General features: G+C 55.9%; 8 protein-coding genes and 5 pseudogenes. 6 read left to right on the top strand and 7 right to left on the bottom strand.

Annotated features, from left to right (window positions below):
* The first annotated feature begins 664 nt into the window (after positions 1-664).
* Positions 665-1,266 (top strand): annotated as a pseudogene (locus OKW30_RS28390) (IS6 family transposase).
* Between the two features lie 188 nt (positions 1,267-1,454).
* Here the strand turns inward: OKW30_RS28390 and OKW30_RS28385 are convergent.
* Positions 1,455-2,699 (bottom strand): M23 family metallopeptidase, encoded by a 1,245-nt coding sequence (locus OKW30_RS28385; RefSeq protein ID WP_262421573.1) that lies wholly within the window; start codon positions 2,697-2,699, stop codon positions 1,455-1,457.
* Between the two features lie 637 nt (positions 2,700-3,336).
* Here OKW30_RS28385 and OKW30_RS28380 point away from each other — a divergent pair.
* Positions 3,337-3,618, top strand: coding sequence for a DUF3597 family protein (locus OKW30_RS28380; RefSeq protein WP_409340076.1), 282 nt, complete (start codon positions 3,337-3,339; stop codon positions 3,616-3,618).
* Between the two features lie 203 nt (positions 3,619-3,821).
* Here OKW30_RS28380 and OKW30_RS28375 read toward each other — a convergent pair.
* Positions 3,822-4,103: pseudogene (locus tag OKW30_RS28375) on the bottom strand (transposase); the annotation flags it as partial.
* Between the two features lie 111 nt (positions 4,104-4,214).
* The gene (locus tag OKW30_RS28370) at positions 4,215-4,367 is read right to left on the bottom strand and encodes a hypothetical protein (RefSeq protein WP_184073968.1); all 153 of its coding nucleotides are present in this window, start codon (positions 4,365-4,367) and stop codon (positions 4,215-4,217) included.
* A gap of 452 nt (positions 4,368-4,819) precedes the next feature.
* On the opposite strand from OKW30_RS28370, the gene OKW30_RS28365 reads away from it, so the two are divergent.
* The 4 genes and pseudogenes from OKW30_RS28365 to OKW30_RS28350 all read left to right on the top strand — a co-directional run.
* Entirely contained in the window at positions 4,820-5,533 is a 714-nt protein-coding gene (locus OKW30_RS28365) for a response regulator transcription factor (RefSeq protein WP_184073966.1), read from the top strand.
* A gap of 511 nt (positions 5,534-6,044) precedes the next feature.
* A pseudogene (locus OKW30_RS28360) lies at positions 6,045-6,605 on the top strand (IS30 family transposase); the annotation flags it as partial.
* Positions 6,606-7,066: 461 nt separating this feature from the next.
* Positions 7,067-8,719, top strand: a complete 1,653-nt coding sequence (ltrA, locus tag OKW30_RS28355; protein ID WP_429349182.1) for a group II intron reverse transcriptase/maturase — start codon at positions 7,067-7,069, stop codon at positions 8,717-8,719.
* Between the two features lie 85 nt (positions 8,720-8,804).
* Positions 8,805-9,263, top strand: a pseudogene (locus OKW30_RS28350) (IS30 family transposase); the annotation flags it as partial.
* Positions 9,264-9,353: 90 nt separating this feature from the next.
* Here OKW30_RS28350 and OKW30_RS28345 read toward each other — a convergent pair.
* The 4 genes and pseudogenes from OKW30_RS28345 to OKW30_RS28330 form a co-directional block, all read right to left on the bottom strand.
* Positions 9,354-9,545 carry a hypothetical protein gene (locus tag OKW30_RS28345; RefSeq protein ID WP_184074360.1) on the bottom strand — a complete coding sequence of 64 codons (192 nt, stop codon included), beginning with the start codon at positions 9,543-9,545 and terminating at the stop codon, positions 9,354-9,356.
* A 119-nt stretch (positions 9,546-9,664) separates the two neighbouring features.
* On the bottom strand, positions 9,665-10,042 hold the full coding sequence (locus tag OKW30_RS28340) for a response regulator (RefSeq protein WP_410452669.1): 378 nt from the start codon (positions 10,040-10,042) through the stop codon (positions 9,665-9,667).
* 457 nt (positions 10,043-10,499) lie between these two features.
* Positions 10,500-10,649, bottom strand: a pseudogene (locus OKW30_RS28335) (IS30 family transposase); the annotation flags it as partial.
* Positions 10,650-10,711: 62 nt separating this feature from the next.
* Positions 10,712-11,392 (bottom strand): response regulator transcription factor, encoded by a 681-nt coding sequence (locus tag OKW30_RS28330; protein ID WP_184074364.1) that lies wholly within the window; start codon positions 11,390-11,392, stop codon positions 10,712-10,714.
* Positions 11,393-11,698: the final 306 nt, after the last annotated feature.

The following is an 11,698-nucleotide window of genomic DNA, read 5'->3' as shown; positions in this document are numbered from 1 at the left end:
GGCACCGGTTCGTTCTGGAGACTATCGATGCACCTTTGACAATCACACTGACGTAGCGCACCGGACCAAAACGATTATCGCGGCGCGAGAGCGGATCCGATCAGCCGCCCCCACAAATCAGACCCATGCGATGCGAAAGCAAATAATAATCAGACCCGTCAACGTGCCGGCGTGCGCACTGAGTGTGACTCAAGGCTTCGCGAGTAGGTTCGGACGAGTCAGTACTCGCGAACATTTTTGCCAACAGTGGTTCTTCACCCCTGCCTCACTCATCTCTGTGCAGACTGTATTGAGCGCAATGAAGATCCCGCATCGCGCTCGCTGACGATCATCCCGCGGTGCTTTTTCGGCATTAAGCAATAACTGGCTGTAGTCCTCCCACTAGACGTTTTAGGCACGGCGAAGGACTCAGGCGAACCATGCAAGTCGCTAGACGCTTCCTCTTGCGACATCCTCGTCACGGAATACGCGATGCCATGGGGATAGTACGGTGACGGCTTGAGGTTTTTAGCCTTCCTGCTGCGAAAGTATCCTGCACTCAGCTCAGAATCGTGGTCTTTATGACATTCGAAAATGCCGCCTCACCCATGCAGGTATCTTCACGTTGCTGGCATGTTGACGGGATCGCGGCGAGAAGCAACACGACACACCTGCCACAGACGTCATTTCTTATGCCGGCTACCGATTTCCGTCCGACGTGATTGGCTAGGCGGTGTGGCGATACTTGCGCATAGCCAGAGAATCGCTGGCTGGGCGCGGCATTGAGCTCACGTACGAAACGGTGCGACGCTGATCGGTGAAGTTCGGGCTTGCCATTGCTCGACGCATCCGTTCCACCGCGTTGGACCGGGCCAACAGGTGGCACCTCAACGATGTGGTGATCACGATCGACGGCAAGCAGTACCCGCCGTAGCGTGCTATGGACCAGCCTGGCGCGGTACCGGATGTACTCACACAAAGCCGGCGCGAGTGGCATTCGGCGACGCACATCATGCGTGATCTGCTTAGGAAGCACCGCCGCGCTCCGCGTGTTCTGATCACCAATGACGTGGAACCCCGACAGCACAAAGAATTGCACAACCGGGCGGAGAACTGGCACCAGCCGACGCGAGTGCGCGAAAAAGTGTTGCACGCTCCAAATCAGCGCGCTATCTGACGCGATTCGCGTCGGCTCATGCTCAGGTGAGCAATCGGTTCAAACGCTGCCGGTACAGCGCGAACGCGCAACAGAAGCGGCAGACACGCAAGGAGGCCTACGAGGCGTAAGAAGCTGCAACCGGAAATCCGATTCCGGATCGCCTTGCCAACCAGGTGAGCCAAACTTATGTCATGCGATTTCGCATGCACGTCATTCGGCAAGTTGACATGCCAGTCACGGAAAATATCGACTGAAGCACGCGAGACTCACCGAGCGCGAAGCGACCGACTCATCCAGAGAATCATAGTGTCGTAACTCAGACCAACGAGTCTTTAGGATTCTCTGCGTGGTTCAGCGTGCGTCCGGCGTTCGATGCTGTCCTGACCGTCGGGGCGTCGACCGCTAACGCCGCCAGTTGCTCACGCATGGCGCCCGTCATACCGTCGAACGCGATGCGCTGACTGGCCGTAAGCGGCGAAGCGCCAGTTCGGCTCGTCAATGCGAGTGGATCGGTAGGGTGATTGTTCCGCCGCACCTCGAAATGCAGGTGAGGTCCCGTGGACCTGCCGGTGCTGCCTACTGCGCCGAGTCGTTGTCCTTCAGTCACGGACGCGCCAACGCGCAAATCGCGGGCGAAGCTAGACAGATGTGCGTAATACGTCGTATAGCCTTGCGGATGATTGAGCACAACGTACTGCCCATATCCGCTTTCGTTGCCTACGAACTTCACGGTTCCCGAAGCAGCCGCCACTACGGGCGTCCCCTTCGGCGCGCTAAAGTCCACGCCGGTGTGAAAATGCTGCTTGCCGCCGACCGGATGGACACGATTGCCGAAAGTCGAACTGACCCTAACGTAATCGAGCGGCATCGAAAAGGGTTCAGCGGCAAGCCGCCGTCCGTCGAATGAATAATAGTCCCCGTTGGCGTGCCCCGGTGCGACAAACCACACGGCCTGGTAGACCTTAGCGCCTGAGCGGAGTTCGACGGCCGTCACGCGCCTGCGCTGTGGCGCCGCGGCATCGCGCCCGTGGAAAACGCGATAGGTGTCGCCCTTCTGCGCGGGCGCCGCAACGTCGAGCCGGGAGGCAAAAATACGTGCAATCTGTTCCCGTATCTCGACCGGCACGTCGGCCCGCACCAGAGTATCGCGCAAGTTGCCTTCGATCCGCCCAGCGTATGACCCGATTTCGGCCTCCGGCACGACAAACGGCACAGCCCCAGATAGCGGACTATTTTGAGCGTCGCCAACGAACCCGCTGAACTTGCCGGCAATATCGGCCGAACCTTCGGACATCTGCCGAGGTCGCTCGACGGGTTGCGCAGCCGGCACGGTCACCCCAAGGCCGGACCAGATCGCGCTGGATGCCTTCACGCGATTGAATATTTCTGGTGCTGCAGTCGAAACTGATAGGCCGAGAATCGCGACCATGCCACACAGCACTCCTGCACCCGCGATGGAACTCGCTGGAGATTTACATCTGGAACGCACAGAATTGCCCACTTCGATGGCAATGGCTTGCGCCTTGGGGAAGGTGTTACCTAGAAAGTGGAACGACATCATGTCAAAACCTCGCAGTCAAAATAGAGGGCTGCAGGCGTAAATGACAGTGCTTGAAACGCGCGGCAGCGGGCGGAAATGGGATAGAGCGAAAATCCAACAGTCTGGGTACCCTTCCGCGCTACACAATCCGGTCAGAAACCGTTGGAAAGGGTCCCTTCGCTATCTACATGCGAGTCCTAAAAGGGTTGATGCGATAGAGATAGAGTAAGGCGGCGCCCCATTTCGCCCTATGTGACCAATCCGAAAGAACTCTGTCCCCGTAAGTATCGACCTGCGGCAGCGAGTCGCATCGCCGTCGCGCACGGCACAATCACGAAGCTCGACGACCTCAGACGAGCGCCAGAGGTTCATGGAGATTCGACTCTTTGCCCGCCCAATTTGCTTTGACCGGAGGCATGCAATTTCGGACTTGTAAAGCGGCGCACCTTATACCTCCTCGCTTTTATCGGTTGTTCTTCACGGGATCGCCGGCGCAAGCTAGTGCATCCAACTTGCTGGGCTGATCCCCGCGCGATTCATGACGCCGACGGGTTTGCCAACAGGCCAATTTCGACTCATGGGAAAAAATTGGGCATCTTCGGTGACATCGTGAACAAGCTGTTCCACGAGGCAAATCCCGACGCGAGGACGCCGACAGTTGAGCCTGCTCCTGATCCGGCACAGAAGCGTTGAATATCGCAAACAGCTGACGCAGGATCTGAAGTATTCCGGACACTTGAATGACTCGGCGAGCGTGAACATCTGGCTGCATAGCGAGGGTGACGGCGACGCTGGCCGCAAAGGGTGGCAAGTTTCCGCCCGATCTGGGCGGTTAAGCCACGCGTTGACAGAAAGTCCAATACGGGCCTCTTCTAATTCGCCAGAGCCCCAAAATTCATACGTGTCATATTGGCTGAATGCCGTGAATCGTGAAAACTGATTCGGACAGGCGCACGGGCATGCACGGATCACATCTGCCATTCCTCGCGGCTAACTCGGCGATGGCGCTTGCATTGACAGACCGCGACGAATACAGCTCATCGGCATAGACATGCCAAAGACGACCGCTCTCGCTTTTTGCGATGACAAGTTCTACCGTTAGAAGCTGTTTCGAAATTAGTTAAACATCGCCTTGAGACACGCTCAACACATCAAAGCGCAAGCGAGAGAAAGGAAATCTTCATGGATATGGGCGTATCGTTCGTAGCGAATCTTCAGGCGTCAAAACGAGCGAAGCCACGCAATCGATCGTTCGACTGGCCAATGCGTTTCTCCGAGACCGCTGCCGTGTGGCGAACCGATTTTTGCGAGCGCCGGCGTGACGCCATGTTTTTACAGGCGCTGTCGATGATTCTCAGAACTGTAGCCCCGGTCGCGCTGAACAATTTTCGGTCTATGCAGTGGACCTCCCCACTTGCCACCAATGCGCGCATGGGATCTATTGGAACGAAGAAACGGGTTTGCACAGCAACCGTGTGAACGGTACTAGTTTTGCCCCGCAAGGCGAGACGCTGGTGCGTGCGGCCGAAAAGCCCTTCAAGCTATAACATGATTGCGGCGATCTCCAACCGCGGCGAGTTGAACTTCATGATCTTCGAAGGAATGCTCATAAATGCCACCTTCATCGAACTCACGAAGCGGTTTCTCAAACAGCTCACGCGCAAGATCTACTAGATGGTCGACGGCCATCCGGGCCGCATCGGTCTGCTGCTATCAAGATGTTTGCCGCCGACCAAGCAACGCGTCTGCGGTTGATCCGGCTGGCGAGCTATTTTCAGGAGCCTAATCCCAGACGAGACGCCCAACCAGGGACGTCAAGACTAACGCGCTCGGCAAGATCTAACCGACCATCAAGACGGGAATGAGCCGGAATCTGCGGTTGCATCTGCACCGTCCGCAAAAGGAACTCCCGTGATTCGCAACCCTACTGCAGTAAAAGCATGTCGATATAGCACCCGATCGACTACGAACTAGTTAATGATTTCATCAGTGCCTTTGTAATTTTTATTATTAATTTACCAATACTTATCACGAAAATGCGCTTTTTTTCGGGGCCTTTTTACGAAGAGGCATCGATGATGTGGGCAGTCCATTAGAGAACTCGCGCTGAACGACAACTTGACAATACTTTTGAGGATTCTATGAGAATTGCTGTCCTAGACGACGATCAGGCACAAACCGACTTTTGCTCTCAGACGTTATCGTCGGCAGGGCATATCTGCCACGCGTTTTCCTCAGGCCGGGAACTGGCACGGCAACTGAGACGGCAGACCTTTGATCTACTCATTCTCGACTGGAACGTGCCAGACATGTCGGGCAAAGAGATCTTGTGCTGGGTTCGAGGTAGCCTCTCTGAACGACTTCCTGTTCTGTTCATGACGAGCCGCAGCAGTGAAGCGGATATCGCGTCAATACTTAATCACGGAGCTGACGATTACGTCGTCAAGCCGGTCCCTGGAAGGGTCCTGCTCGCGCGCGTCAGTTCGCTGTTGCGACGCACCTATCAGCTCAGTGCTGCTGGGCGCGAAGTCTATGGAGATTACGACTTCAATCTGATTGCGAAGCAGGCGCTGCTTAAGGGTACCGCTGCTGCGCTGACCCCAAAGGAATTCGAACTTGCACTGCTGCTGTTCCAACACTTGGGCCGACCGTTGTCTCGCGCCCACATTCGCGATGTAATCTGGAATCAGATCGCCGAAATCTCGTCGCGGACAATTGACACGCACGTGTCGGTACTACGTGCCAAGCTCAATCTGCGACCGGAAAACGGTTATCGGCTCGCAGCGGTTTACGGTTATGGCTATCGCTTGGCTCAGATGAATAGTGTCGAGACACTCGAGCGTACGTCCCATTAATCGCGCACCGATGACGTCAGCGGACAAATGGTGATCGTGAAGCCGCGATTTTGATTTCTTCTTCTCGCCATCTTCGCGACGACCTCAGCAACTGACAACGTCGCTCGAGCGCAACGGAATAAAGGACGGACTGCGGTCGCTGGTCGGTTCGATTCCCGTTTCACATCTCGCGGTGGTGCAGGCCCGAAACCTTCCGTGCCATGCGCTGGCAGCGTCAAGCCTTGAGAGAAATTAATCTACGCCCAAATACTTTGGAAACGTGGCGGATGAGCCGTTGCGCGTCTCGTGGCGCAAAGTGCGCCGGGTTTTCTTCGGTAAATCGCCAATGTCGTGCCCAGGTATTTGTGGGCCTCAGCCGGCGAGCGCGTGAAAAATGAATTTGCCACCTTTGACGACGCCCATACGAACGAGGCTTATCGCGCGGAGCCGCTCAATCAACCGTCTGCTTGATGGTGTTTGCCGTGGCGGCCTCAAATCTGAAGTGCAACACCGTTTCGTATAAGGTGTTGCGATGCACGAAAGAAAGTACCAGCAACTTCAACCTGAAGAGCGCCTGACCATTGCAAGCCTGCATCTGCAGGGTTCGAGTATCCGGGCCATGGCCCGGATACTCGGGCGCTCGCCGGCCACCGTTAGCCGTGAACTGACGCGAAACAGCTCTCCCGCAGGCTACGCATCGGCACCAGCTGAAGCGCTCAGCGCCTCACGCCGCAGCACGGGGCGCCGCCCCACAAAGCTTTGCCTGCAAAGCGTCTGCTGGCGTATCGTTCTCACCCTGCTCGAGTGGAAATGGTCACCCCAGCAGATATCGGGCACACTGAAACGTATGTATCCGACCGACCCGACCCAGCAGGTTTCGCATGAAACCATCTACACGGCCATCTACGCCCAGCCGCGCGGCGAACTGCGCCGTCAACTCATCGCCTGCCTGCGCCATGGTCACAGCACACGCATGCCGCGTACACGCGGCACAGACCGACGCGGACAGATTCCCGACATGGTCAGTATTCATGTGCGGCCGCCCGAAATCGAGGACCGACTGCTGCCCGGACACTGGGAAGGCGACTTCATCGTGCGACCTGCAAGTCGCATGTTTCTCTGTTTCACGGGGGCAGGTATGACCTGATGAAACCAGCTGTTCCATCAGCTGTTCCCTACCCGGGCATGCAGAACCGGTAACAGTTCTGTGTGAAGCCTCGGGGACAACGTAGCCGCCGGATACCCGGTACGCCTAGCCGTGAGGTAAGGCGGAATCTGCCAGCACAAAGGCGGAGAGGCGCAAGGGATGGGTGGGTACGACCAACACATGTGAACGTCCGAAACGCGCCGTTACGCCTAACAAGCCAAACGTGCTGACAGGCTTGAACCAAAAAACGGTATGCGGCAAGGAATGGCTTCTGATGAATGGGCCATCATGGACAGTACGCCGCCGGCGCATAGGACGGGTCCGAACCATCCGGAGAATCATGTGGAACAGGGTAAGCCCGTATCGCTGCCCAATGGGCAGGCGAACCGCAAGGCGAGCTGTTGGCGGTGCGGGTAAAGGAATGCGGAGAAAGCGAATGCCCGGCTGTAACGGACGGGATACGGGCTGAAACATTGCCCGACGCGAAAGCGGGCAGACTTCCGCGCGGTCATTCATGGCGAGAGAAACTTGATCAATCGTTATACGAGGGAAAGCAGATGACGGCGCACGACACGGAAGTGTCGGGCGCTGGTGCGCCCTCGCACGCTGCCCGGATGTGGGACCAGGCAAACTGGGCATCCATCGAGGCAGAGGTGAGACGACTTCAGTTGCGTATCGCCAAGGCGGTCCGGGAAGGCCGGTGGGGCAAGGTGCAATCCTTGCAACGTCTGCTGACCCGCTCGCATAGCGGCAAGATGCTGGCCGTGAAGCGGGTGACGGAAAATCGCGGCAAGAGAACGCCGGGGGTGGACGGCAGGATCTGGTCATCCTCGGCGGCCAGATGTAAAGGCGTGTTGTCGCTGCGTCATCGGGGTTATCGTGCGATGCCGTTGCGGCGTGTTTACATTCCCAAGAGTAATGGAAAGAAGCGTCCTTTAGGAATCCCATGTATGCGGTGTCGGGCGATGCAGGCTTTATGGAAGCTCGCTCTGGAACCCATTGCGGAGACCCTGGCGGACCTGAATTCCTACGGCTTTCGGCCCGAACGCTCGACTGCCGACGCCATCGAACAGTGCTTCATCACTCTGGCAAGGCGTGTATCGCCAGAGTGGGTTCTGGAAGGTGACATACGGGGTTGTTTCGATAACTTCAGTCACCTCTGGTTCCTGGAGCACATACCGATGGACAAGACGGTCCTGCGCAAGTGGCTTGAGGCTGGCTATATTGATGAGGGAACCCTGTTCCAATCGCGGGCGGGCACGCCCCAGGGCGGTATCATCTCGCCCGTGATCGCGAATATGGCGCTGGATGGACTTGAGGCAGCAGTACACGCGAGTATCGGTGTCTCGAAACTCGCACGCCGCACGGCCAAGCTCAACGTTATCCGGTATGCCGATGATTTCGTGGTGACCGGTGCTTCGAAAGAAGTGCTCGAATCCAGCGTTCTTCCGGCGATCCGTCGTTTCATGGCGGACCGTGGTCTGGAACTGTCGGAGGAGAAAACCCGGATCACGAACATAACGGAGGGTCTCGATTTCCTTGGCCAGAACGTACGCAAGTACGGCGGCAAACTGCTGATCAAGCCAGCGAAGAAGAGCATCAAATCGTTGCTTGACAAGGTCCGGGAGGTCATCAAGGGCAACGCGGGCGCCACCCAGGAAGCGCTGATACGGCAACTCAACCCGCTCATCCGGGGCTGGGCCATGTATCACCGCCACGTCGTGGCGAAAGCAACCTTCTCATTGATAGACTCGCACATCTGGCAACTGCTCTGGAAGTGGGCTGTGCGCAGGCACCCCACGAAAGGAGCACGATGGGTGAGGAGGCGATACTTCCGGACAGACGGACAGCGGTCATGGGACTTTGCGACGGAAGAAACCCGGGCTGACGGCAGCATCGGCAGTCTGCGGCTATTCCGCGCAATGACGGTCGCAATCATGCGTCACGTCAAGATCCGTGGGCCCGCTAATCCGTTTGATCCGGCATGGACGTCCTACTTTGCCCGTCGTCGCGCCGCGAAACATCCCGTCGGCTTGTCCGGTGCCACCCCATGGTGCTGAAGAATGGCTTGAGCCGGATGCGAGGTGACTCGCCCGTCCGGTTCTTAGGGGAGAACGTGCCGGTAACGGTACGTTCTTACCCGACAAGGGCGCGGGCAATCAGTCCTCGGTCGGCGTTCTGGTTGAACGGACCAGCCGCCTGGTGCTGCTCGCAAAGATGGAAGACGCCACCGCAGCTTCGGCGCTGGCGGGCTTCTCCGCCAAACTCAATTCGATTGTCGCGCCACTGCGGCAGAGCTTCACTTATGACCAGGGCAAAGAAATGTCGCGCCACAAAGAGCTCACTGCCGCAACCGGCGTGAACGTGTATTTTTGCGACCCGCACAGTCCCTGGCAGCGCGGCACCTGCGAAAACACCAACGGGCTGCTGCGACAGTATCTGCCAAAAGGCACCGACCTTTCGGTCTACAGTCAGGATGAACTCGACGCCATCGCCGACAGCCTGAACAGCCGGCCTCGTGCAACTCACAACTTCCATTCACCATTCGAGGTCTTCGCCGCGACCCTCGCATCAGCAAGTCAACCTCAAAGCTCTAAACATTAATCCCGCCGTTGCGCTTCACTCTTGAAACCGCCCGTCGATAACGGCTATCAAACCGTTGTATTCGCCGCGCCGGGCCAGCGACGACAATGCCTATGGCCTTCCGGGAACATCAGAGTTCACCAAAGTTTTCCCCTGAAGTTGGGCAATGATTTCCCGCCGTCCTTTTGGAGAGGCTCGAAGCAGGAGGTTCATTGTTACTAAAAATTCGCGCTCTTCATTCTTTTGGAGATTGACGAACGCGAGTAGCGCCTGAACAGTTGCGGCCTCTTTGTTATTCGACATTTCGATTTCCTTTGATCTTCACACTACATCGCAAGTTGTAAAACTGCCGAAGAAGGGAAAGACTTATATCGCCCTGAAAAAATGAACCAGAACTCAACAAAAATAACAGCCAAACGTTGCTAACTGAAGTTGCAAAGGTTGCCCGAGAACGCACTGCGTATTGCCGATACAAGCTCGCCGACGTCAGCACTCTTTAGAATAAGGGAATGCACTCCAATCCGTGCGAGCGACCGTCGAAGATCAGGGTCGCCATTCATACTGAATACGATGATCTTCAAATCCGGAAAACACTTTCTCAAGAACGCCAGATAGGGAACTCCGTCGCCGTATTCGCCTCCGGGCATCGCGTCGTCAGTGACGAGTACATTGCAGGGCACGCGAGCAAGACGTTCAACAACCTCCGTCGAGTCGCACGCAGTCGCTACCATTCTTAAATCAGTATGTCCGCTCAGTACCATTCTGACACCCGATAATACGACAGGGTGGTCATCGGCCACAATAATATTGATTATTCCTTGCACTTTACTACCTCGCGATCTATCGGAAAGACAGTTTTTCGCGCCATCTCGTCTGAGTTGCGACTCCAGGTGCACAATCCAAAACCCTTCATTGCCGTGAGTTTTATGAATTCAGATCGCACTCGGAATATTCATGCTGGAATAAAAGCACTTGCTATGCAAATAGCATCAACCAACGCCTTTCATACATTCTATTTTTCTGAGTATCGACGGAAATGCGACGGGTGTTATTTTTCTTTTACACCAGTCGGACTCGTCATAAATTTGTTTTTGGGGTTGTGGCGACGCATAGAAAGAGGCTGGAGTTGCTCCTGTAACTCAGGACGTGCCCCGTTAGGTTGATGGCGCAGCAGTTCGCCGGAACCCGCGAGCGAAGCTGCGCGTGCGATGGTCGATGTAGGCAGGGCCGTTGTCCGACAGCCGTTCGACGGCCGCACCCGCCTGTCTCCGCGAGAATTCCCTGTATCGACGAGTGATTCCGATCGAACAGTTGCGCAATATGCTGGAGCGATTCACCTTTCCGCCAGAGTTCCCACATTAACGCTTTCTGGCTCTCGCTGTAATAGATCCGGGTTCGGTACTTCATTTGCAACACTCCCGCTGCTCACGCAGCTTCTATTGTGTTGCATCGACCGGTTGAATCCGCAGCTATAACCTGACATTCGCGTCGATATCCTCTGCGTGAATCGCGGAGGCCGAAAATCCGCTTTCATATGCAAACCTGAATAAATCAGCGTCACGTTCTATGCCAAGCTTGCGCATCGCCGCCCTTTTCTGTGCGCTCACTGTCTGCTTCGTCCGATTCAACTGGGCGGCTATTTCGTTAATCGTGACGCCGGACACGTACAGACGTACAACCTCGGCTTCCCGCCCCGAAAGATTGCGCGGGGGTATGGCTTGCGTTGGGCCGACTCTTCCGGGTTGCTCGCGTGAAGTCGGTGAAAAGTAGGTTGCACCCGCGTGAACTGCATGTATGGCGGTAATCAGATAGTCAACATCTTTCGATTTGTTCAGTACGGATTGGATACCAATTTTCCGCATCTTGGAAGCAATGGCGAAATTGTCGATCGTGGTGAAGACGATTATCTTAAGGTCGGGATATCGGCGCTTTAAGAACGAAAGCATGGCCATCCCGTCACCGTATTCTCCCCTAGGCATGGAGTAGTCTGTGATGAGAATGTCACATTCGACATTTGACAGAAAATTGACGATTTCCGTCGAATCCTGCGCCGTCCCAAGGACGCTGAGAGTATGGACTCTGGATAGTTCATATTTCACGCCAGTGATTAATGCCGGGTGGTCGTCTGCAAGTATCAGCTTGATTTTCATTGCTCTCTCGATCGGTCAACTGCATTTATGAATCGAATTTTGAAATGCTTAATGTAACGGCGGCCATCGAGGGCGGGTATCTTACTAGCCTCATTCAATCCACCAAACTGTCTGACTGATCCGAAAAACCAACGGGATATATCTGGAGATAGCGCAATGCCGTCCGTATGATCCGACGACGGAGTGGTTCGTTTTCAACGAGCTTCGGGCGGCGAGAGCGTCAGTCGGATATTGCTGGGACGGTATGGAATTCACATACGAAACGGTGCGACGCTGGTCGGTGAATACCCAAGGGTGTCTTCGAGG

It is taken from the genome of Paraburkholderia sp. Clong3, assembly GCF_050436485.1.
GTDB classification, from domain to species: domain Bacteria; phylum Pseudomonadota; class Gammaproteobacteria; order Burkholderiales; family Burkholderiaceae; genus Paraburkholderia; species Paraburkholderia tuberum.
This window is presented reverse-complemented; position numbering and strand designations above follow the sequence as displayed.